This is a genomic window from Natronomonas gomsonensis (assembly GCF_013391635.1).
In the GTDB taxonomy this organism is placed as follows: Archaea; Halobacteriota; Halobacteria; order Halobacteriales; family Haloarculaceae; genus Natronomonas; species Natronomonas gomsonensis_A.
In genome coordinates, this window is the sequence record NZ_JACAWU010000002.1 from 1,398,834 (window position 1) to 1,419,144 (window position 20,311).

At 66.6% G+C, this 20,311-nt stretch carries 21 protein-coding genes; 12 read left to right on the forward strand and 9 right to left on the reverse strand.

Annotated features, from left to right (window positions below; translation table 11 throughout):
* Nucleotides 1-10: 10 nt before the first annotated feature.
* The 3 genes from HWX69_RS15795 to tgtA are packed head-to-tail and all read right to left on the reverse strand — an operon-like array spanning nucleotide 11 to nucleotide 3,778.
* Nucleotides 11-442, reverse strand: coding sequence for a hypothetical protein (locus HWX69_RS15795; RefSeq protein ID WP_178918007.1), 432 nt, complete (start codon nucleotides 440-442; stop codon nucleotides 11-13).
* Nucleotides 443-474: 32 nt separating this feature from the next.
* A complete protein-coding gene (arcS, locus tag HWX69_RS15800; RefSeq protein ID WP_178918008.1) occupies nucleotides 475-2,229 on the reverse strand; it encodes an archaeosine synthase subunit alpha in 1,755 nt (584 codons plus the stop codon).
* Between the two features lie 40 nt (nucleotides 2,230-2,269).
* Complete coding sequence (tgtA, locus tag HWX69_RS15805) at nucleotides 2,270-3,778, reverse strand: tRNA guanosine(15) transglycosylase TgtA (protein WP_178918009.1); 1,509 nt, start codon at nucleotides 3,776-3,778, stop codon at nucleotides 2,270-2,272.
* 108 nt (nucleotides 3,779-3,886) lie between these two features.
* On the opposite strand from tgtA, the gene HWX69_RS15810 reads away from it, so the two are divergent.
* Both HWX69_RS15810 and HWX69_RS15815 read left to right on the forward strand, forming a co-directional pair.
* The gene (locus tag HWX69_RS15810; RefSeq protein WP_178918010.1) at nucleotides 3,887-4,192 is read left to right on the forward strand and encodes a ubiquitin-like small modifier protein 1; all 306 of its coding nucleotides are present in this window, start codon (nucleotides 3,887-3,889) and stop codon (nucleotides 4,190-4,192) included.
* Between the two features lie 42 nt (nucleotides 4,193-4,234).
* Nucleotides 4,235-5,383 carry an immunoglobulin-like domain-containing protein gene (locus HWX69_RS15815; RefSeq protein WP_178918011.1) on the forward strand — a complete coding sequence of 383 codons (1,149 nt, stop codon included), beginning with the start codon at nucleotides 4,235-4,237 and terminating at the stop codon, nucleotides 5,381-5,383.
* A gap of 7 nt (nucleotides 5,384-5,390) precedes the next feature.
* Here HWX69_RS15815 and HWX69_RS15820 read toward each other — a convergent pair whose 3' ends face one another.
* From HWX69_RS15820 to HWX69_RS15835, 4 genes are read right to left on the reverse strand one after another with little or no spacing between them, the layout of a single operon-like run.
* Complete coding sequence (locus HWX69_RS15820) at nucleotides 5,391-6,422, reverse strand: dipeptide epimerase (protein WP_178918012.1); 1,032 nt, start codon at nucleotides 6,420-6,422, stop codon at nucleotides 5,391-5,393.
* Entirely contained in the window at nucleotides 6,419-7,429 is a 1,011-nt protein-coding gene (locus tag HWX69_RS15825; protein WP_178918013.1) for a DUF1611 domain-containing protein, read from the reverse strand. Before HWX69_RS15825 ends, HWX69_RS15820 begins: the two co-directional genes overlap by 4 nt.
* Nucleotides 7,430-7,482: 53 nt before the next feature.
* Nucleotides 7,483-8,361: a Vms1/Ankzf1 family peptidyl-tRNA hydrolase gene (locus HWX69_RS15830; RefSeq protein ID WP_178918014.1), complete on the reverse strand. Its 879-nt coding sequence runs from the start codon at nucleotides 8,359-8,361 to the stop codon at nucleotides 7,483-7,485.
* Nucleotides 8,362-8,385: 24 nt separating this feature from the next.
* Complete coding sequence (locus HWX69_RS15835; RefSeq protein WP_156710059.1) at nucleotides 8,386-8,748, reverse strand: DUF5802 family protein; 363 nt, start codon at nucleotides 8,746-8,748, stop codon at nucleotides 8,386-8,388.
* A 233-nt stretch (nucleotides 8,749-8,981) separates the two neighbouring features.
* On the opposite strand from HWX69_RS15835, the gene HWX69_RS15840 reads away from it, so the two are divergent.
* Nucleotides 8,982-9,770, forward strand: coding sequence for a hypothetical protein (locus HWX69_RS15840; protein WP_178918015.1), 789 nt, complete (start codon nucleotides 8,982-8,984; stop codon nucleotides 9,768-9,770).
* A gap of 77 nt (nucleotides 9,771-9,847) precedes the next feature.
* A complete protein-coding gene (locus HWX69_RS15845; RefSeq protein ID WP_178918016.1) occupies nucleotides 9,848-10,528 on the forward strand; it encodes an ArsR/SmtB family transcription factor in 681 nt (226 codons plus the stop codon).
* Here HWX69_RS15845 and HWX69_RS15850 read toward each other — a convergent pair whose 3' ends face one another.
* Complete coding sequence (locus HWX69_RS15850; protein WP_178918017.1) at nucleotides 10,529-11,035, reverse strand: hypothetical protein; 507 nt, start codon at nucleotides 11,033-11,035, stop codon at nucleotides 10,529-10,531.
* An 88-nt stretch (nucleotides 11,036-11,123) separates the two neighbouring features.
* On the opposite strand from HWX69_RS15850, the gene gatD reads away from it, so the two are divergent.
* From gatD to HWX69_RS15880, 6 genes are all read left to right on the forward strand, one after another.
* Nucleotides 11,124-12,368, forward strand: a complete 1,245-nt coding sequence (gene gatD / locus HWX69_RS15855; RefSeq protein WP_178918018.1) for a Glu-tRNA(Gln) amidotransferase subunit GatD — start codon at nucleotides 11,124-11,126, stop codon at nucleotides 12,366-12,368.
* 4 nt (nucleotides 12,369-12,372) lie between these two features.
* The gene (locus HWX69_RS15860; RefSeq protein ID WP_178918019.1) at nucleotides 12,373-13,278 is read left to right on the forward strand and encodes a GNAT family N-acetyltransferase; all 906 of its coding nucleotides are present in this window, start codon (nucleotides 12,373-12,375) and stop codon (nucleotides 13,276-13,278) included.
* Between the two features lie 54 nt (nucleotides 13,279-13,332).
* On the forward strand, nucleotides 13,333-13,761 hold the full coding sequence (locus HWX69_RS15865) for a PaaI family thioesterase (RefSeq protein WP_178918020.1): 429 nt from the start codon (nucleotides 13,333-13,335) through the stop codon (nucleotides 13,759-13,761).
* A gap of 88 nt (nucleotides 13,762-13,849) precedes the next feature.
* The gene (locus HWX69_RS15870) at nucleotides 13,850-15,505 is read left to right on the forward strand and encodes a class I adenylate-forming enzyme family protein (RefSeq protein WP_178918021.1); all 1,656 of its coding nucleotides are present in this window, start codon (nucleotides 13,850-13,852) and stop codon (nucleotides 15,503-15,505) included.
* A gap of 78 nt (nucleotides 15,506-15,583) precedes the next feature.
* The gene (thrS, locus tag HWX69_RS15875) at nucleotides 15,584-17,512 is read left to right on the forward strand and encodes a threonine--tRNA ligase (RefSeq protein WP_178918022.1); all 1,929 of its coding nucleotides are present in this window, start codon (nucleotides 15,584-15,586) and stop codon (nucleotides 17,510-17,512) included.
* Nucleotides 17,509-17,883, forward strand: a complete 375-nt coding sequence (locus HWX69_RS15880) for an acyl-CoA thioesterase (RefSeq protein WP_178918023.1) — start codon at nucleotides 17,509-17,511, stop codon at nucleotides 17,881-17,883. Before thrS ends, HWX69_RS15880 begins: the two co-directional genes overlap by 4 nt.
* On the opposite strand, the gene HWX69_RS15885 is transcribed toward HWX69_RS15880, so the two are convergent.
* Nucleotides 17,884-18,693, reverse strand: a complete 810-nt coding sequence (locus HWX69_RS15885) for a PspA/IM30 family protein (protein ID WP_178918024.1) — start codon at nucleotides 18,691-18,693, stop codon at nucleotides 17,884-17,886.
* A gap of 87 nt (nucleotides 18,694-18,780) precedes the next feature.
* On the opposite strand from HWX69_RS15885, the gene HWX69_RS15890 reads away from it, so the two are divergent.
* Nucleotides 18,781-19,380, forward strand: a complete 600-nt coding sequence (locus tag HWX69_RS15890) for a dienelactone hydrolase family protein (protein ID WP_178918025.1) — start codon at nucleotides 18,781-18,783, stop codon at nucleotides 19,378-19,380.
* A gap of 54 nt (nucleotides 19,381-19,434) precedes the next feature.
* Nucleotides 19,435-20,064 carry a hypothetical protein gene (locus HWX69_RS15895; protein WP_178918026.1) on the forward strand — a complete coding sequence of 210 codons (630 nt, stop codon included), beginning with the start codon at nucleotides 19,435-19,437 and terminating at the stop codon, nucleotides 20,062-20,064.
* The last annotated feature ends 247 nt before the right edge of the window (nucleotides 20,065-20,311 follow it).

Sequence of the window (20,311 nt, forward strand, 5' to 3'; positions counted from 1 at the left end):
GTCGGGCGAACTATTCCGACCGACCCGTCTCGAAGGTGAGTGCGTACCCGCCGAGGGCGAGCATGCCGAATAGGGCCGCATCCAGTACCGCGTACCCGCCGAGAAGCCCGACTTCGGCGAGAGGGCCCCCGCGACCGGCCACAGTCGCCTCGGTTCCGAAACTGACGACGAGGAGTCCGACGGCGACGCCGACCAGCGCCGACAGCGACGCGACGGCAAGGACGACCGTCGGCTTCTCGCGGGGACTCACCGTACCGTACGCGTATCCGACGGCGGCGAGTCCGACGATGGCGAGCGTCATCCAGAGCGGCCGAGCGAGCAACGACAGGACGGTCAAGTCGACGACCTCACGAAGCGACTGGAAGGCGACGAGACTCCGCAACGGGACGACGAGTGCCGATACGACTGCGACCGGAACTGCGAGGAGGGCAGGGCGGTCCATACCACCATTCCCGACACCCGCCGAAAAGAAACCTATGGCTCTTCGCAGTGACGTACGTCGACGGCGACGCCGCGTGTGCCTTCGACCATCGCCGTACCGTGAGAGGCCGCCCGCCCGATACCGAAGGCCTTCGGCCCCTCGAAGACGACTTCGTCGCCCGGCCGAATCGAGTCGTCGGCGTCGACGACGCCTGGCGCGAGGACGCTTCCGCTGGGAACGAAGGCGTCGATTTCGACCCGCTTGGTCGGTGCGTCGCTGTCGAGCCACGCCCGGGCGCCGGCCAGCGTCAACGAGAGCGTACCGTACTGGGCGACCTGCGTCGCCAGCAGTTCGCCCTCGGTGTCGACGACCCGGAGTTTCGGGTAGTAGCTCTCGGTTTCGACCTCGGGGCCGAACACCTCGTCGCCGGCGCCGTCGCCGAACTGGAAGTCCGCGATGGCTCGCACCGTCGCCGCCTCGCGTTCGCTCTTGTAGTAGCTGTCCTCGCCCTCCAGCGCCGCGGCGAGGTTGTCGAGGGAGGCGTCGGTCGTCGGGTGGTCCTCGACGGTGTACTCGAAGTCGATGTCCAGCGAATCGGCGACCCGCTCACAGATTTCGCGGTACCCCTCGCCGGGGACGTGGGCGATGTGGCGGTCGTAGTCGGCGCGTTCGAGGTACCGCTCTAAGACGGCGGCGACGAACTCGATTTCCGTCTCCGTCCAGTTGCCCGTCACCACGCTGTCGTAGTGTTGGGCTGGGTAGGTCGTCTCCAGTTCGTTCGGGACGACGCCGATGGGAGAGGTCATCGAGACGACGTGACCGCGGTACTTGATGGCCTCGGAGAACTGCTTGTGGCTCTGGGAGTCGCTGTAGGGTTTCCGGGCCGAACAGGGGACGAGCACGAGCGGCGCGTCGAGACGCCTGCGGTAGCGACTCGTCACGCGGTCGGCGAAGCGCTGAATCTCGACGCGGCGGAGGGCGTCGTCGGTCGCCGCGAGCAACTCGTTGCGCCGGAATACGGGCGTCCGTGCTTCGAGGTAGCCGTACTGCTGGTCGAGGCGGCGGAACGTCGCCGTCAGCCACGCCTCGTGGCGGGCCTGTCCCTCGACGTAATCGCGCAATCGGCCCTCCGAAATCCGGTGGCGGACGCGGGCGAGTTCCGCACGCAGGGCGTTGGCGTTGTGGTCGGCGCAGTCGGCCCGGGTGAACTCCGAGACGGGCTTTCGGCAGGCCTCACACGGACACGGCAACTCATCGAGGTCCTCGAGGAACGCCTCGCCGTCTGTCGAGAGGTAGAACCCCTCCAGACCGCGCGCTCTCGCGCGCTTCTCATCTAACAGGTCGATACCCGAATAGACGAGGACGGCGGCGTTGGCCGGCGTCGCGACGCCGGACAGATACAGTGCGGTGTCGTCGGGGACGGCCTGCCGAACCGACAGCACTGCCTCGACGAACGCCTCTGCGTGGCCGGCGTACCCGGGGCTGCCGGCGAGGACGTAGGCGTCGGCCCCGTGGTCGACGGCCGTCTCCGGCGAAACGACGGCGGCGCTGGGGTAGTCGACATCGGGATATTCCCCCGAGAAGGCTTCGGCGACCGGCGGTTCGGTGCCCGGCGGCAGCGCCCGATGGGGAAGAATCGTCAACCGCGCGTCGTCACCGTCGGGCAACTCGCGAGCCTCGTGCCAGCGACTGCCCGAATCGTCGACGAACTCGTCGACGAGAGCCGGCGTCGAGACGGCGTCCGCGAGGCGCAACTCGCCGCGGCGGGCGGCGGCATCGCGCTCGTGAACTTCGAAGTAGTCGGTCATAGACGCCCTTCGTCGGCCGGTGGGTAACCCTCCTTCGGTCTCACTCCGCCTCGTTGTCCATCCATGCCGGTATCGTGCTGTCGTCGCCCAACTGGACGGTTCCGACCGACTCCGGCAGCGCCGCGAGTGCCGTCTCGGGCCACTCCCAGTGACCGACCCAGAACTCCGTATCGGGATTGGCCGCGGCGAGTCGCCGGACTCCCTCGGCGGCGGCCTCGTAGGCCGCGGGGTCGAGGCGCTCGGGGATCTCGGCGGTCAGCGGGTAGCTGTCCGACAGCGCCGGCGGATACGGGCCGAACGGGGCCTGCAGCCGCCACGTCGTATCGAAGCGGCTGTTGTCGTCGCCCTCCGACAGCAGGACGCGGTCGCCGTCGACGGCGAGCCGCGACAGTCGGTCGTGGTGCCGCCGGACCTCCGGGCGGCGGGCCGAGTCCGCCGAGAGATGGAAGAACGTCCCCTTCGAGACGCGGTCGTGGGCTTCCAGTTGGTCGGCGCCGTCCAGCAGCGCCCGGTAGCCGTCGACCATCGCCGGATGCCCGCGGGCGCGGCGTTCGACGAGTTCCAAGAGATTGCCGTCCCGAATCGCCTGTTTGACGGTCCGCAACTCACGGTAACTGACGTGGAGGTTGTGCCGGGCGAGCAGTTCCTCGCGGCGGTCGGCGTCGGTCGCCCGGAGGCTCTCGGGAGTGTGTTCGGCACACACCGGACACGCACACGGGAGGTAATCGAGGTCCTCGAGGTGTTCGGTTCCGGAGACGGTGAGATAGCGGTCGTCGCGGGCATACAGCGCGTAGGCGGCGGAATCGAAGAGGTCACACCCTGCCGCGACGGCGAGGGCGAACATCATCGGGTGGCCGGCGCCGAAGAGATGGACGGGCGCGTCGACCCCGAGGCCGCGTTTCGCGGCGAGGACGACCTCGACCATCTCGGCGTACCGATAACTGTTCATCAGCGGCACGACCGCACCGACGGGGAACACGTCGAGGTCGGTGCCCGCGGCGTGGGCGCCGGCGGCCTCCCGCAGGTCGGGGTACGTCGACCCCTGGACCGGCGCGTTGACGAGCATCTCGCCGACGTCGACCGCTTCGGCGGCTTCCAGTCGCTGCTGTGTCGTTTCGAGGTCGGCTTCGGCCTGCTCGCGGCCGACATCGGGGGGCGTCGGGATGTCTATCGGCGTGCCGATGTCCGAGCCGATGTCGTGTTGGAACCGGAGTATCTCCTCGTTCGTCACCGAGATTTCACCGTACTCCGACAGTTGGAACGACCCCGAGTCGGTCATGATGGCACCCGAGAACTCCAGTAAGTCGTGGAGCCCCTCGTCGAGGGCGCGCTCGCGGAACTGCTCGGATTTGAAAAAAATGTATCCGTTCGTGATGAGGACGTCCGCACCGAACTCGGCTTCGAGTACCGCGGGTTCGATGGTTCGGATGTGGGGGTTGATGACCGGAAGGAGAGCGGGCGTCTCGACGGTGACGCCGGCCCGCGGGACCGAGAGCTCGCCGATGCGGCCGGCGCCGTCTCCGTCCCGGAGTTCGAAAGAGTCGCGCATTACACCGCCGTTGCCGAGCGACGGCACTAAGGGTTGCGTTCGGTCGACACGCCACACGAGTCGTCCGCGGGCGACACCGCTAAGGGAGAGCCACGCCGACCCACGTCCATGGAATGGCGACTGTTCGCTAACCTCGCCGAGGCCGCCGGCACGAAACGTGTCACGGTCGAGGCAGGCCCCGGCGACACGTTCGGCGACGCCTTCGAGCAACTGCTGGAGGCACATCCCGGACTCCGAGACGAGGTGCTCGACGAAGAGGGTGAGATTCGCGACCACATCCGCGTCCTCCGCAACGACCGCAACCCCTTCGTGAACGACGAGGGCCACGAGACGGTGCTGGAAGCGGGCGACGAACTCGCGTTGTTCCCGCCGGTTAGCGGCGGCGACGGTGGCGTCGCTCAAAGACCCGTTTGAGCCTCCACAAGGAACTCCCCCGTCGGCCCCGTAGCGTCGCGTATGGCCCCCGACAGACGAACGACCCTCCGACTCGCCGGCGCCGGCCTCGTCGGCGCGCTCGCCGGTTGTCTCGACGGACTCGGCGACGGAAACGGAAATGGAAACGGAACCCCGGACGGAACGCCGGACGACACCCCCGATGGAACACCCACGGAACCGTCGGTGACCGACACCGAGACCCAGCAGTACCGCATCGAGGAATCGGCACCCGAGTGGTACGACGAGTCGACGACGGGCCACGTCGTCGTCATCGACAGCGAAAAGCGACAAGATGCAGTGGTCCGGCTTCACGAAGCCCCCGAGGCGCGCCGACAGGCGCTCCGGGAATTCCTCGACGGCGTCGACTACGAGGAGAGCGTCGTGTTGCTCGTCGCCACCGTCGGCCCGAACACCTGTTACACGGAACTCGACGCCGGCGGTTTCGCCGTCGAGGAGGATACGCTCGTCGGCGAGGCCTCGGCCGTCGACACCAGCGGCGACGACGAAGCCTGTGGAGAGGCGGTGACGTTCCCGTCGGCGCTCGTTCGCATCACCTTCGACGGAGTGCCGGTCACCGAGACGGCCCTCGACATCACCGACGGGTGGGGCGAGACGAAAACGGTCACCGCGAGCGCCGACGACTCCCTGTCGCCGGACCCAGCGGACCTGCCGGGGTACGTTCGCCCCGATGGTGAAGCCGACCCCATCGCGCCGCTGTCGTGTGACGACGACGCCTTCGAGCGACATCCGCAGTGGGCCGACGAAGACGACGTGCAGTACGGCGAGTTCGAGACCGACGGCGAGACGACGTTCGCGCTTCGAGTCGCGGAGACGAGTTACGAGCGCGGCGACACCGTCGAGATGACGCTCACGAACGTCACCGACCGAGAGGCCTCGACCGGCAACGACCGGAAGTTCAATCTCCAAGTGTACACCGAGGACGGCTGGCAGGACGTCCGCGGCGGCTCGGAGAGCTCGTTCGGCTACACCGACGAGGCAATCGGCCACGCCCCCGGTGAAGGCTTCGAGTGGTCTATCGAGTTGACCGAGGAGGCCGTCGGCGGCGACCGCTTCGAGGTGTGTCCCGACCTGCCGGCCGGCCGCTATCGGTTCGCGTACTTCGGCGTCATCGGCGACGGCGCGGTGGCGGTCGCCTTCGACGTGGCCTGAGCAGCCGTCACTGCGGCGTAGCGCCCGTCCCGCGTTCGACCGCACCGAGGTCGAATCGGCCTCCGGAGACGGGAACGCCCTCGTAGAGGTCCGACTCCAGCAACAGCGACCCATCGAGGTCGGCGTAATCGAGCAACGGCAGCAGGTGTGTCGCCCCCGCGATGGCGGCGTTCGTCTCGAGCATACAGCCACACATCACCTCCAGTCCGTGTGCGCGGGCGGTGTGAATCGCCTCGACGGCGGGCGTGATGCCGCCCGTCTTCATCAGTTTCAGGTTGACGATGTCACAGCGGTCGGCCACGTCGGCCACGTCGACGGCGGTGAGACAGGACTCGTCGGCGGCGATAGGGAGCGGCGAGCGCTCGGAGACGTATCGGAGGCCCTCGCGGTTCTCCGCGGGAACTGGCTGTTCGACGAACTCGACGTCGTAGTCGGCCAGCGCCTCGCAGTTGCGGACCGCCTCGGTCGGCGTCCACGCCTCGTTGGCGTCGACCCGGAGGGTCACGTCGGGTGCGACAGCGCGAATCGCCTCGATGATGCGCTGGTCGCGGTCGGTGCCGAGTTTCACCTTCAGAACAGGGTAGCCCGACTCGACGGCCGCGCGGGCGCGGCGCTTCATCGCGTCGGTGTCGTCGATGCCGACGGTGAAGGAAGTGGGTGGACGCTCGGTTTCGGCCGACGCGCCGAGCAGGCGGTACACCGGCTGGTCGAGCAGTTTCCCCGCGAGGTCCCACAGCGCGACGTCGACGGCGGCGCGGGCGGCCGGGTTGTCGCGGGCGACCGACAGCATCCGATCGTGAATCTCGCGGCGAGCGAACGGGTCGCCGACCGCCTCGATTGCGTCGAGATACTCCGGCAACAGCGCCTCGACGGTGGCGGTGGTCTCGCCGTAGTGTCGCGAGGGGGCGGCCGCGCCGTATCCGACTTCGTCGCCGTGCTCGACCGTGACGACGACGTTTTCGGTCGTCTCGGTCGTCCCGCGGGAGATTGTGAAGGGCACGTCGAGCCGCAACTCGACGGTCTCGAAATCGGTCTTCATAGCTGTTCGATGATTTTCGCGGCGTCGTCTCGGACCGGGTCGGCCGCCGGGACGCCGATGGAGTCCTCGTACTCGTCGATGGCCGCCTCGGCCTCCTCGGGCGACATACCGTAGGTGTTCAACGCGCCGCCGAGGAGTTCCGTCGGCGCGACGCCTTCGGCGAGGTCTTCGTACAGGGTCGCCACTTCGCCGGGGTCGGGAATCGGGAACGACTCGTAGCCGTGGATGGCCTCCCGGCCCGCGACGTGACACAACACGAGGTGGTCGGGCATCGCGCCGTGGAGGATGCCGCAGGTGACCGCCGAGTAGGCGGGGTGGATAATCGAGCCCTGACCCTCGACGAAGAGGTAGTCGTAGTCGTCGGCGGCCTCGACCAGCATGCGCTCGACGGCGCCGTTGGTGAAGTCGCTGATGGTGCGGTCGATGGGAATGCCCCATCCGGCAATCATGATGCCCGTCTGGCCAGTCGGGACGAACCCGGCGTCGAGTCCGGCCTCGCGGGCGGCCTCAACGAGTTCGAGCGTCGTCGTCATCTTCCCGGTCGAGCAGTCGGTGCCGACCGTCAGGACGATTTCGCAGTCGAGGTCGCGGGCGACGCCTTCGGCGACGGTGAGGTCCTCGGGTGGGTTGCGCACGTCGCGTAACTCGACGCCGTATTCGTCGGCGAGTCGGGCGAACTCCTCGTCGTCTTCGAGGAAGTAGTGCAGGCCCGCGATTACGTCGGCGCCGCGTTCGATAGCGCCGCGGACGTCCGGACGCCAGGACTCGTCGAAACCGCCGCCGATGGGCGCGATGCCGACGACCAGGGCGTCGAACTCCGGGGCGTCGTCGACGCCTTCGACGACCGGGGCCTCGGAATCCACATCGGGGAGGTGGTCGGAGACGGTCGTTCCGACCGAATCGCGGTCCAGCACCGCGACGACGTCGTCGTCGCCGTATCTGAGGATGCCGACTGCCGTTTTCGCGCGGTCCGGGAACTGCTCGTGGGCGAGAATCGCGATGCGCATACGCCGATAAGACACCACCCGCGAGTATAAACGCATCAGTCCGCGTCGAGCGTTTATAAGCCGTACACCGGGACGGTCCAGAAGTCCTCGAAGGCGTCTTCGAGGGCCGCCCGCGGTTTGCCGGTGGCGTCGACGGCGGCGGTCACGTCGGCGTCGAACTCGGAGACGAGACGGCGGTCGCCGACGACGTACAGTCGCTCGGCGTCGATGGCCGCCAGGGCGTCTTCGCACTTCTCGACGTGGTCGGCGATTTGCTCGTCTCGGAGGCGCTCGAAGCGGGCCTGCGAGAACCCGCCTTTCGAGTGGTCGCTCTTCACGTCGCTCTCGAAGCCCTCGTAGCCGACCCGCTCGTCGCCCTCGTAGACGCCGACGGCGAAGACGTCCGAGCGGACCAACGCGAGTGCGAACCGGCCGGTCGGCGCTATCCACTCGCGGTCGATTCGCGGAGTGGCGTTCCACTCGACGAACGGGTCGGGAGCGACCGGGGGCCGGATGGCGACTGCCAAGAGACCGGCGTCGTCGGCACAGACGAGACACGGCTCGGCCCGCGAGACGAGCGGAGTGCGGTCACCGAGGAGTTCGCGAACGTCGTCGGGCACCTCGTCGTCGACGAACGCCGTCAGGACGGTCTCCTCGGACCCCTCGAAGGACGTGAGTCGGCCGTATATCTCGTCGAGACGGCCACCCTGGACGGTCTCTCGGTGTCGAAATCCGATATCGGCCGTCTCGTGTTCGGCGTCGACTTTGCCCTTCAGGTCGGCGATGCGGTCTTCGAGGCGGTTGACCCGCTCTTCGGCCTCCTGTCTGGCGCTGGCGGCGTCGGCACGGCGGTCGCTCTCGGCGTCGAGTTGCGCCTGCAGCCGGTCGCACTCGTCTTCCAGTTCCGCGATGCGTTCCTTGAGTGCGGTCCGGCCGAGGAGGTCGTCGAGCATCGCCGGACCGAGGTGGGCGGGCGTCTAAAAGCCCGCGGCCCTGTCGGTGTAGTCCGCGGCGTCGCCGTCGATACCGAGCAGTTGGGCTGCGCGGTCGGCTTTCGCCAACAGCACCTCGCTGAGCGTCGGCGGATTGTCGACGCCCGTCGCCGACAACACCGACTCCGGGAGCGCGACGGTCCGACCGGGGACGCCCTCGGCGCCGTGGACCGGAACGTGTGCCGAGCCGATTTTCATCACCAACGGACCGGAATAATCCGCCGTTTCGGTGTATAATCGGTCGTTAACCCGCTCGTGGTGTTCGTGATGCATTACTGCGCAGTCGCCGTCGTGCGGCTCGACGTAGAGCCGCCCGAGGTAGTAGCCGCTTGAGAACGGTTCAAACATGCCGCTACGTGCATGTTAGATAATCACACACATAAGCTTTATCCGGGACGGAAGCGGTATCGGACCCCGAAACCTGACGAGGCAGCCAGTCGGAACGCCGGTGTTTGAGAGCGAATTCGAAGCTCCTAACGATAGTATAAACGCTATTGGACCGTTTGAGGCCGTAGCTTCGATCGCTGAACGATGAGAACGGAGGGGGGGTTTTTACGAGTCAGGTGCCCCAGAGAACAGTGATGAAACGAACTGCTGTCGGTATTGGCGTCTTGGTGGCACTCGCCGTCCTCCTCACGGCTGGGATGGGCGGCGTCGCGGCAGGGGCCCAACCGACGAACGAGACGGCTGAACGCGGGAACGCCTCCTTCGGCGCGTCCGTCTCGTCGTTCATGCAGGCCAGCAGCGCTGAGGCCGAAGGCGAGGTCGACGACGGCATGTTCGAGGCGTCGTTGAACCGGGCCGAGACCAAAGAAGAGCGGCGCGAGCTCATCGAACAGCGGCAAGCGCAACTCGAACAACGACAACAGCGGCTGGCGAACCGCCGAGCGGCCATCTCTGAGGAGGACTCGGAGGTTCGTAACCGCGCGATAGCCGCACACGTCACGACCGGTGCGAGCGGACTCGAACAGTCCGCCAACGAGACCGCATCGGTCGCCGCGGAGGCCGGCGTCGACACGACGCGACTCGACGCGCTTCGAAACGAGGCCCGCAACCTCAGCGGTGGGGAGGTCGCCGAGTTGGCGCGCGGCCTCGCCGGACCGATGTTCGACGGCGAGCGCGGCCCACCGGGGGACACCGGTAATGCCGACGGCGATTCGAACACCTCCGTCGACGTTCCCGGTGCCTCGAACGGTGGCGGTCCGCCCGTCGATACGGACAGCGACGACTCGATATCCGACGCCGGCGGCGACGGCCCTCCCGGTTCCAGTGGTAGTTCTGCGCCCGGAGACAGTGAGGAGAACGGCGACGGTGGTGCCGACGCAGATGCGACACCCGAAGGCTCCGAAACGAGCCGTAGCGACGGCTGAGACGGCGGCAGCCGACTCGAAACCCCCTCGCCGGCGGGGCGGCACCCTTTTTCGTCCGCGGACCGAACTCCAACGTAATGGACTCGGCGGCGCTGTTGGACCTGCTGGGAAACGAGAACCGTAGACGCATCCTGCGGCTCCTCGCCCGAAAGCCCTGCTACGTCACCGAAATCAGCGAGTATCTCGGCGTGAGCCCGAAGGCAGTCATCGACCACCTCAGGAAACTGGAGGAGGCGGGCCTCGTCGAGTCGACCGTCGACGATGGTCGCCGGAAGTACTTCTCTATCGCGCGGAACCTCCGACTGGAGGTCAACGTCTCGCCGTACGACTTCGGAACGAAGAGCGCCTACTCGGCGTCGCCGAACTTCGACATCACCTCCTGGCGGTACGTCTCACTCGACGTGGAGTGCTGTCGACCCGGCGACGAAAACGGTGACCCCGACGCCGCCGACCCCGAACTCGCCGGCCTCACCGAGGAGTTACAGGAACTCGAACGGCTGGAGAACGAACTGTCGATGGCCCAGCGGTGGGTGCAAGGCCGGCTGACGGAGACGCTCGACAGAATCAGTTCCCACTTCGAGGGGCTCGACGGGCGGTTCTACGCGGATTTGCTTCGGGCGCTCGCCGACGGCCCCGCAACGGCCGAGCGGTTGAGTCGCCGCGTCGAGGCACCACCCGACGTCGTCACCGACGCGCTGGAGGGGTTGTCGGCACACGGCGTCGTCGAACGCGACGGCGAGACGTGGCGGCTGGTCTAGTTAGATTTCTCTGGTCAGTCCAGCCCGCAGGTCCCGACCGAAGTACGTTCCGACAACGGCGACAGCCGCGCCGACGCCGCCGCCAAGAAGCGCGAGCGAGACGCCGAACCCACCGAGGAAGGCGACGACAGCGGCGTCGAGAAACGCACTGGCGCCGACGGTGATACCGCCAGCGACGGCGGCCTCGGCGTAGCGCCGGTCCGAAGCAACCAGTCCGAAGGCGAACGTCGCGAGGAAGACACCGAGCAGCCCCGACCCCGGCAGCGGAAGGAAGGTGCCAGCGGTGAACAGCCCCGCGACCGACAACAGGAGAATGGCGAGGAACGCACGCGGCGAGAACAGCCGTTCGGTGCGGGCGGCCAACCGTCCCCGAAGTCCCGCCGACTCGCCGGTCTCGCTAGGGGCGGTCGCCTCGCCGGCCACGTCCGCACCGACATCGAACTCGGAGGTGTCGACGGTGTCGGCCTCGTCGGACCGGTCCCGGGTCCGTGTTCGGTCGCGGCTCATGGGTTCCCGTTTCGCCGCCAACGGTATCGGTCTTTCCTAGCCACCCCGAAGGGAGGCTTTCAAGTCCGCCCGCACGGTAGCCGGACGTATGAACCCCGGGGACCGCGTCCGCGTCGACCGCGGCACAGCGACTTACGAGGGCGTCCTCATGCCCTCGACGACCGCCGACCACCTCGTCGTCAAACTCGACGGCGGCTACAACGTCGGCGTCGACCGCGCCGACGCGAACGTCGACGTACTGGAGACGGACAGCTACGATGTCGAGAGCGCCCAAGACGGCGACTCCGAATCGGAGATTACCTTCGAGGAGGACCTGCCCACCATCGCGCTCATCTCGACGGGCGGCACCATCGCCTCGACGGTCGACTACCGGACTGGCGCCGTCACCGCCCAGTTCGACGCCGAAGACGTCCTGCGTGCCGTGCCGGAACTGGCCGGTCGGGCGAACTATCGGGGCCGCGTCGTCGCGAACATCCTCTCGGAGAACATGACGCCCGACGTGTGGACCGACCTCGCCGAGGCCGTCCACGAGGAAATCGACAACGGCGCCGACGGCGTCGTCGTCATGCACGGCACCGACACGATGCAGTACACCGCCGCGGCGCTGTCGTTCACGCTCGATACGCCGGTTCCCGTCGTCTTCACCGGCAGTCAGCGCTCGGCGGACCGACCCTCTTCCGACAACGTGATGAACGCCGTCTGTGCCGTCGAGGCGGCGAAAGCCGACCACTCCGAGGTGCTCGTCTGCATGCACGAAAACGAGTCCGACGACACCTGCGCGCTCCACCGCGGGACGCGCGTCCGGAAGAACCACACCTCACGTCGGGACGCCTTCGAGACGGTCGGCGCGGAACCCCTCGGCGAGGTCGAGTGGGAGAGCGGCGAGGTGTCGTTCCGCCGGCCGGTCGCCGACCGCGACGCCGTCGAGTTGGACATCGACGCCGACCTCGCGACCGACGTGGAGCTCGTGAAGTTCGTTCCCGGGCGCTCGCCGGAGACGCTCGACCTCGCTGCCGACGCCGCTGGACTCGTCCTCGAGGGGACGGGACTGGGCCACGTCAACACCGAGTGGATAGAGCGAATCGAGGCGTTGGTCGACGACGGCACGACCGTCGTGATGACGAGTCAGTGTCTGGAGGGGCGGGTCTGTGACCGCGTCTACGACACGGGTCGTGACCTCTTGGAGGCAGGCGTCGTCGAGGCCGGCGACACCCTGCCGGCGACGGCGTACGTCAAACTGATGTGGGCGCTTTCGAACGTCGAGAGCGTCGAGGAGACGATGCGCCGACCCATCGCCGGGGAACTGCAGGAGCGGTCGGTTCCGTGGACGTGACGCGATGAGCGACCGACCCGAGGTGACGGTCCGGCAGGCGAGACACGACGACCGCGAGGCGGTCGTCGAATTCACCCAGGATACCTGGCCGGAGTTGGGCGGCGACTACATCCCTCGCGTCTTCGAGGAGTGGGTCGAAAGCGACGGGGAGACACAGCGGACGGTCGTCGCCGTCGTCGACGGCGACCCCGTCGGCATCTGTCAGGGCGTGATTCTCTCCGACCACGAGGCTTGGGCACAGGGAATGCGCGTCGCCCCCGACTACCGCGGCGAGGGCATCAGTCCCACGCTGACCGAGGCCGTCTTCGAGTGGGCCGCAGACCGGGGGGCGACCGTCTGTCGGAACATGGTGTTCTCCTGGAACGCCGCCGGCCTCGGCCAGTCGCGGTCGATGGGGTTCGAACCGCTGGCGGAGTTCCGCTGGGTCGAACCCAGCCCCGACGAGGCGGCTGCCTCCACACTCGACGTACTAACCGACCCCACGGCTGCGTGGAGCGCCTTCCACGCCAGCGACGCCTACCGCGAACTGTCGGGTCTCGGGCTCGACCTCGAGGAGTCGTGGGCGCTCGCGGAACTGACGCCCGACCGACTGGCCGACGCCGAAACGACACTGACCGTCGCGGATGACGACGGTGTTCGAGGAATGACCTACCGGACCCGGACCTTCCAGCGAGAGGAAGACGGTGAGGAACAGCAGTGGGCCGAGTACGGCGTCGGGTCGTGGAGCGACCACGAGGCGCTACAGTCGCTGGCCGCCGCGGTTGCCCGCGACGCCGCCGAGGCCGGCGCCGAGAAGGCCCGCATGCTCGTTCCCGAAACCCCCCAGCACGTCTCCGATGCCGCCTATGCCCGCCAGTCAATCTCCGAGGAGCCGGATTTCGTCCTCGAACGCGACCTGACTCGGTACTGACCGACGGCCCCGCGACCGACACGCCGATTACCGTCCGCTTCGAGGACTCGGAGGATGGAACACTTCCGGAAACTCGAACGGATGTACCACGCCGCGCCGTGTAACGACGAGACCGACCCGACACTCCACATCGAAGACGAGGGCGTCGCCGAACTCCGCATCGAGGTGGGCGAGGAGTACCACCACGCCGCCGGCGGCGTCCACGGCTCGTATTACTTCAAGGCGCTCGACGACGCGACGTTCTTCGCGGCGAACTCGCTGGTCGAGGACGTGTTCGTGTTGACGACTGATTTTCACCTGCAGTTGACCCGTCCCGTCTCCACCGGCGAACTCGTCGCGCGGGCGGAGGTCGTCAACGACCACCCCAAGCAACTCATCGCCGACGGCGTCCTCGAAGACGGTGAGGGGAACCAACTCGCCCGCGGAACCGGCACCTTCGCCAAGAGCGGCGTCGAGTTGGACGCCGAGGTCGGCTACGAGTAACCGACGGCCAGTTCCGCCGCCGGCTAAAAGACGCCTCCGTCCACAGGGCGAAGGTTTTTGATAACACGTCACAAGCACGATTCCATCGATGAAGTACTTCCAGCAGGAGCCGCTCAGACACGTCGGCGACGTTCCGGCGATGGGGGCCGAACGCTACGGCGAGAAACTCGCTTTCGAGTACCGCGGCGAAGAGTACAGCTACGCCGATCTGGAGGCGCGGTCGAATCGGGTGGCCAACGCCCTCGCTGATGCGGGCATCGAACCCGGCGACCGGGTGGCGCTGTATCTGGAGAACTCCCTGCAGTTCCCCGAGACGTTCTTCGGGGTCATCAAAACTGGCGCAGTGGCCGTGCCGCTGAACCACCGGATGGACACCGGCCGGCTGAAATACATCCTCGGGGATGCCGACGCAGCGGCGCTTGTCACCTCGCCGGTGTTCCCCAGCGTCGGCACGGAGCTGGCCGAGGAAGTGCCGCTGGCGTTCATCCCCGGCGGTGCGGAGGGGCTCGAGGACTACGACGAGCACGTCGATGCGGCCTCGACAGAGTTCGACCGCCCCGACCGGGACTTCGAGGACGTGGCCGTGCAGTGTTACACCTCGGGAACCACCGGCGACCCTAAGGGCGTGTTGACCACCCACGAGAACCTCCTGTCGACGGTGCAGTCCTACACCTCCCGCAGTGGCTCTGACCCCGAGGAGGACGTGGCGCTGTGCTTCCTCCCGCTGTTTCACATGTACGGCCTCAGCGTCGTGATGCTCACCGGCCTCTACAACGGCGCGACGGTCGTCCTCCGGACGATGCCCGTGGCCTCGGAGTTGCTGTCGGCCATCACCGAGTTCGAAGTGACCCAGTTCGCGGGTATCCCCGCCGTCTACATCGAGATGCTCGCCGAAATGGAGGCCAATCCCGACAAATACGACGTTTCGAGCCTCGAAACGCTCGGGAGCGGCGCCGCACCGCTGGCTGACGACACCCGCCGGCGCATCGAGGACGCTTTCGACACGCCGCTGACCGAAGGGTGGGGCATGACCGAGACATCCCCGGCCGGTACCACTTCCTCGACGTACGGCGTCCACAAGGGTGCGGGCTGTATCGGCCAGCCACTACCCAACGTCGAGTTGAAACTGGTCGACCCGATTACCCGAGACCTCCGGGTGCCGGCCGAGGCGCTCGACCCCACGTCGGCGACGACGCTCGAAGACCACGGCATCGACCCCGGCGACGAAGAGCAAGTCACCGGCGAACTCGCCATCCGCGGCCCGCAGGTGTTCGAGGGCTACCACGGCCTCCCCGAGAAGACGGAGGCCGTCTTCGACGGGGAGGGGTGGTTCTACACCGACGACATCGCCCGCGTCGACGAGGACCGCTTCCTGTGGATGGTCGACCGCGCCGACGACATGCTCATCGTCGGCGGCGAGAACGTCTACCCCGCCGAAGTCGAGGACGCGCTGTTCGAACACCCGGACGTACAGGCCGCCGCCGTCGTCGCCGCCGACCACGAGGTGAAAGGAGAGGCACCGGTCGCCTACGTCGTCTTAGAACCCGGCGTCGAGGATCCACCCACCGAACGCGAAATCCGGGAGTTCGCACTCGACCACGTCGCCACGTACGCACACCCCCGGCGGGTGTTCTTCGTCGACGAACTCCCCCGCAGTGGGACGCGGAAGGTCCAGCGGTACAAACTGGAGGAGGACGCCGCCGAGCGACTGGGCGGGCCGCTGTCGAGTAGTGAGGAATTGTAACCAACCCGATGTATGGCACTCTGTAACACTCGCCACCGTCTCTAAACACTTATCCGCCCGCCTTGGTTTTGCGTAGGCATGAGCGACATCGTCGTCACCTTGCCGGACGGCTCCGAACTCGAAGTCGAGGAGGGGTCGACGGTCGAGGACGTGGCCTACGAAATCGGACCCGGACTCGGGTCGGACACGAAAGCCGGGATCGTCGACGGAGACCTCGTCGACAAGGTCGAACCGCTGTACGAGGACTGCGAACTCGTCATCGTCACCGACCAGTCCGACGAGTATCTCCGCGTCCTCCGTCACTCGGCGGCCCACGTCTTCGCACAGGCGCTGCAGCGACTCTACCCCGAGGCGAAACTCGCCATCGGCCCACCGACCGACGAGGGGTTCTACTACGACATCACGGGCGTCGACCTCGACGCCGAGGACCTCGAGGACATCGAGGCCGAGATGTACGACATCATCGACGCCGACTACGACATCGAGCGCGTCGAACGCTCCCGGGAGGAGGCCTTCGACCTCTACGAGGACAACGAGTACAAACGAGACATCCTCGAGACCGAAGCCGCCGACGAGGACCCCGTCTCCTTCTACGTCCAGGACGACTGGCAGGACCTCTGTCAGGGCCCGCACGTCGAGTCGACGGGGAAAATCGGCGCCGTCGAGTTGTTGAACATCGCGGCAGCGTACTGGCGCGGTGACGAGGACAACGAGACGCTCACCCGCGTCTACGGGACGGCCTTCGAGAGCGAGTCCGACCTCGAGAACTTCCTCCAGCGACGGGAGGAGGCCAAAGAGCGCGACCACCGAAAACTCGGCCAGGAGTTAGACCTGTTTTCGATTCCCGACGTGACGGGACCCGGACTGCCGCTGTATCACCCCAACGGCAAGACGGTTCTGCGGGAGTTAGAGGACTTCGTCGACGACCTCAACGACGCCGAAGGCTACGACTTCGTCGAGACGCCACATCTGTTCCGGACGGAGCTATGGAAGAAGTCGGGTCACTACGACAACTACGTCGACGACATGTTCCTGCTCGATGTCAACGACGAGGAGTACGGCCTCAAGCCGATGAACTGCCCCGGCCACGCGACCGTGTTCAATCAGGGCAACTGGTCCTACCGGGACTTGCCCGTCCGGTACGCCGAAAACGGGAAGGTCTACCGCAAGGAACAGCGCGGGGAACTCTCCGGACTCTCCCGGGTGTGGGCGTTCACCATCGACGACGGCCACCTGTTCGTCAAGCCGGAGTCCATCGAGCGGGAGGTCAACGTCATCATGGACCAGATCAACGAGGTCCTGGAGACCTTCGACCTCGACTACGAGGTGGCGCTCGCAACCCGTCCCGAGAAGTCCGTCGGCAGCGACGAAATCTGGGAGCAGGCCGAATCCCAACTCCGTGACGTACTCGAAGCCAGCGGGATGGACTACGACATCGAGTCCGGCGACGGGGCCTTCTACGGCCCGAAAATCGACTTCGCCTTCGAGGACGCCCTCGGCCGGAACTGGGACGGCCCGACGGTCCAACTCGACTTCAACATGCCCGAGCGGTTCGATTTGACCTACACGGGCGAGGACAACGAGGAACACCGCCCGGTGATGATTCATCGGGCGCTGTACGGCAGCTACGAGCGGTTCTTCATGGTGCTCATCGAGCACTTCAACGGGAACTTCCCGACGTGGCTGGCGCCCGAACAGGTGCGTATCCTCCCCGTCTCCGACGACAACATCGGCTACGCCAAACAGCTCCAGAACCGCTATCTCGGCGATTTCCGCGTCGAAATCGAGGACCGCTCGTGGACGGTCGGCAAGAAGATTCAGCAGGCCCACGACGACCGGGTGCCGTACATGCTCGTCGTCGGTGACAACGAACAGGAGGCCGGCACAGTCTCGGTTCGGGACCGCTTCGAAAACGAGCGCAAGGACGTCGACGTCGAGACGTTCCGAGACCACCTCGAAAGCGAAGTGGGCGAGAAGCGTATCGAACCGGACTTCGTCGAGGAATGACCGACTACGAGCACGAACTCGTCGTCGGGAGCCTCGACACCGGCAAACGACACGTCGACGACGCGGTGTTCTCGACGTACGTCCGCCGGGTTCGGGAGTCGTTCCTCCGGGAGACGGTGCCGACCTTCGAGGAGTACTACCGTCCGGTGGTCCGAATGGAGGTCGAGTACCACGCCGAACTGTTCGCGGGCGACCGCGTGGTCGGCACCGTCGAGGTCCTCGACGTGGGAACGACGAGCATCACGACCGAAATCACGCTGGCGACCGACGAAGAGACGGTCGCGACGGCGAAGACGATTCAGGTCATCGTCGACCCAGAAACCGACGAACCGACGCCGGTCCCCGAGGAGTGGCGGGCCAATCTGACGTAGCTACTCCTCGTCGTCGTCTTTCAGTTCGTCCAGTTCGGCTTCGATTTCGGGGTCGGTGGCCTCGGTTTCGACTTCGGACTCGGCGTCGACAGACGCCTCCTCCTCGACGCTTCCCTTGCCGGCTTCGGTTTTCAGCGTCTCCAGTTCGGCTTCGACTTCGCCGTCGCGTTGCATCTCTTCGAGTTCGCGGTCGATGCTGTCTTTATCCGAAAGCGCGTCCTCGAAGGCGCCGCTCTCCTGGAGTTCGTCCATCGCGGCGGCGCGAGCCTCCATGTCCTCGGTCTTCTCGCGGGCGCGCTCGATGGAGCGGCCGACGTTCTCCATCTCGTCGCCGGCGCCGGTCATCGCCTCGCTGACGCGGGTGCTGGCCTCGGCGGCCTCGTAGCGGGCCTTCATCGTCTCCTTCTCGGTGCGGAACTGCTCGATGCGGCTCTGGAGTTCGTTCTTCTTTTCGACGAGATTGTCCTGTGTGTTCTGGAGGTCCGCGATTTGTGTCTCCAACTCCTCGATTTGGGACATCTTCTGTTTCTTCTTCTCCAGTGCGCGCCGTGCGAGGTCGTCGCGGTCCTGCTCGACGGCCTGTCTGGCCTGTTCGTTGTGCTTCTCGACGTTCTCCTCGAGGCGGCGCTTCTGAATCTCGAGGCGCTTCTTCTGTGTCGTCAAATCGGCGATACCCTTCTTTACGTCCTGCAGTTCGTCCCGGAGGCGCTCGTAGGAGTAGTCGAGCGTCTCGGAGGGGTCTTCCGCGCGGTTCAGGACGGCGTTGAGTTTCGAGCGGATGACGTACGACGCCCGAGAGAGGATGCCCATGTGTCGAGGTGATGGGTTCCGAACCCTTAAAACGCTCTCCGAGCGGCGGGGTACAGCCTCAAGGCCCCACCGCTCGAAGGGCCCTCCATGAGCGAATCGGTCGTGATTCCGTCGGACCGCGACGTTCGGGGTAGCCTCGATGCCCCCGACAGCGACGCCTGTGTGGTCGCCTGCCCGCCACACCCCCAGATGGGCGGGAACCGAAATGACCCCCGCCTGCAGGCGGTGAGCGACGCCCTCGACTGCGCCTGCCTCCGCTTCGACTACGGCGAGTGGGACGAGGGGCCCGGGGAGTTGGCAGACACCCGCGACGCCTACGCGTGGGCCAGACAGCGGTACGACGCCGTCGGGTTGTTCGGCTACAGTTTCGGCGGCTGTCTCGCCGTGGTCGCCGCCGCCCGAGAGAGCGGGACAGGAACGGCGCCGTTCGCGGTGGCGGCACTCGCTCCGGCCGACCGCATCACTGACGACATCGACGCCGTGGCCGCAATCGACGACATCGACTGTCCGATAGCGGTCGTCTACGGCGAGCGCGACACGACGGTCGACGCAGCGGCCGTCGCCGGAGCCGTCGAGAAACGGGGCGGCACGGTCGAAGTCATGAGCGCCGACCACCACTTCGTCGGGCAGGCAGCGAAGGTCGGAAACCGGGTCGGCGAGTTCTTCCGCGAGGTGCGGATGGCTTAAAGGTCCGGCAGACGCTGGCACGAAACGTTTACGTATAGGTCCGTTTTCGCAGGTATGCACGACCCGAACTGGGGCGCCACTCGACCACGCGGGGGGAGTCTCGAGGAGGTGTGGGGGTCGTCGACGTTCGAACCCGTCGACCTCGGCGCGAAACCGATCGAGGAGTACGTCGACGCGATGGCGGCGACCCGACGCCACGGCGACGCTCGCTACTGCTGTGTCGAAATCCCCGACTCGCCGGAAATCGACTGGTTCGCCTCCCGGAACTGCCTCGCCGACGCGGAGTTCTTCGGTCGGCTTCTCGGCTCGGAAACCATCGCCGATGAACTCGGCCTCGACGTGACGGAGGACCCCGACGTGTCGATGACCGTCGAGACGGCGCTGTCGATGGACGGGACCCTCGCCGAACAGCTCGTCCACGGCGGCACCGTCTCCTACGGCGATACGCTCGACCAGCAGTACGGAACGTTCGCGAAAGCCAAGCGACTCGCCGAGGAGTTCCGCGATTCCGTCGTCGAGGACCGCTACGAGGAGGTGACCGTCCACCGGACGCGAGAAGCGTGGTGTGAGTGGTTCGGCGAGCCACACTGGAACGTCACGATGGTCGTCGTCGACCGGCGCTACCGGCTGGCGTGGGTGCTCGTCGCCACCGACGAGGGGCCGCTGGAGCAACTCGAAGACTGACCCGAATGCTTTCTTTCGACACTGCCGACTTGTAGGTGTGACCCCCACGACGAACCGAGGGACCGAGGAACTCGTCGTCGGGAGCTAGGCCGTCGTCGCTATCCTCTGTGGAGTCGTCTTCGCCGGCGTCCAACTGACGAGCGGGCCCTACATCGGCGGGGCGTTCCTCGTCATCGGTGCGTTCTGGCTATGTATCCTCGCTGCCGTCGCGGCAGCTGTCGTCGTCCTCCTCGAGAACGTCGACCGG

What these genes read in the sequence shown, in the direction of transcription:
- HWX69_RS15795 (WP_178918007.1), bottom strand. Translation starts at nt 442, where the DNA reads ATGGACCGCCCTGCCCTCCTCGCAGTTCCGGTCGCAGTCGTATCGGCA.
- arcS (WP_178918008.1), bottom strand. Translation starts at nt 2,229, where the DNA reads ATGACCGACTACTTCGAAGTTCACGAGCGCGATGCCGCCGCCCGCCGC.
- tgtA (WP_178918009.1), bottom strand. Translation starts at nt 3,778, where the DNA reads ATGCGCGACTCTTTCGAACTCCGGGACGGAGACGGCGCCGGCCGCATC.
- HWX69_RS15810 (WP_178918010.1), top strand. Translation starts at nt 3,887, where the DNA reads ATGGAATGGCGACTGTTCGCTAACCTCGCCGAGGCCGCCGGCACGAAA.
- HWX69_RS15815 (WP_178918011.1), top strand. Translation starts at nt 4,235, where the DNA reads ATGGCCCCCGACAGACGAACGACCCTCCGACTCGCCGGCGCCGGCCTC.
- HWX69_RS15820 (WP_178918012.1), bottom strand. Translation starts at nt 6,422, where the DNA reads ATGAAGACCGATTTCGAGACCGTCGAGTTGCGGCTCGACGTGCCCTTC.
- HWX69_RS15825 (WP_178918013.1), bottom strand. Translation starts at nt 7,429, where the DNA reads ATGCGCATCGCGATTCTCGCCCACGAGCAGTTCCCGGACCGCGCGAAA.
- HWX69_RS15830 (WP_178918014.1), bottom strand. Translation starts at nt 8,361, where the DNA reads ATGCTCGACGACCTCCTCGGCCGGACCGCACTCAAGGAACGCATCGCG.
- HWX69_RS15835 (WP_156710059.1), bottom strand. Translation starts at nt 8,748, where the DNA reads ATGTTTGAACCGTTCTCAAGCGGCTACTACCTCGGGCGGCTCTACGTC.
- HWX69_RS15840 (WP_178918015.1), top strand. Translation starts at nt 8,982, where the DNA reads ATGAAACGAACTGCTGTCGGTATTGGCGTCTTGGTGGCACTCGCCGTC.
- HWX69_RS15845 (WP_178918016.1), top strand. Translation starts at nt 9,848, where the DNA reads ATGGACTCGGCGGCGCTGTTGGACCTGCTGGGAAACGAGAACCGTAGA.
- HWX69_RS15850 (WP_178918017.1), bottom strand. Translation starts at nt 11,035, where the DNA reads ATGAGCCGCGACCGAACACGGACCCGGGACCGGTCCGACGAGGCCGAC.
- gatD (WP_178918018.1), top strand. Translation starts at nt 11,124, where the DNA reads ATGAACCCCGGGGACCGCGTCCGCGTCGACCGCGGCACAGCGACTTAC.
- HWX69_RS15860 (WP_178918019.1), top strand. Translation starts at nt 12,373, where the DNA reads ATGAGCGACCGACCCGAGGTGACGGTCCGGCAGGCGAGACACGACGAC.
- HWX69_RS15865 (WP_178918020.1), top strand. Translation starts at nt 13,333, where the DNA reads ATGGAACACTTCCGGAAACTCGAACGGATGTACCACGCCGCGCCGTGT.
- HWX69_RS15870 (WP_178918021.1), top strand. Translation starts at nt 13,850, where the DNA reads ATGAAGTACTTCCAGCAGGAGCCGCTCAGACACGTCGGCGACGTTCCG.
- thrS (WP_178918022.1), top strand. Translation starts at nt 15,584, where the DNA reads ATGAGCGACATCGTCGTCACCTTGCCGGACGGCTCCGAACTCGAAGTC.
- HWX69_RS15880 (WP_178918023.1), top strand. Translation starts at nt 17,509, where the DNA reads ATGACCGACTACGAGCACGAACTCGTCGTCGGGAGCCTCGACACCGGC.
- HWX69_RS15885 (WP_178918024.1), bottom strand. Translation starts at nt 18,693, where the DNA reads ATGGGCATCCTCTCTCGGGCGTCGTACGTCATCCGCTCGAAACTCAAC.
- HWX69_RS15890 (WP_178918025.1), top strand. Translation starts at nt 18,781, where the DNA reads ATGAGCGAATCGGTCGTGATTCCGTCGGACCGCGACGTTCGGGGTAGC.
- HWX69_RS15895 (WP_178918026.1), top strand. Translation starts at nt 19,435, where the DNA reads ATGCACGACCCGAACTGGGGCGCCACTCGACCACGCGGGGGGAGTCTC.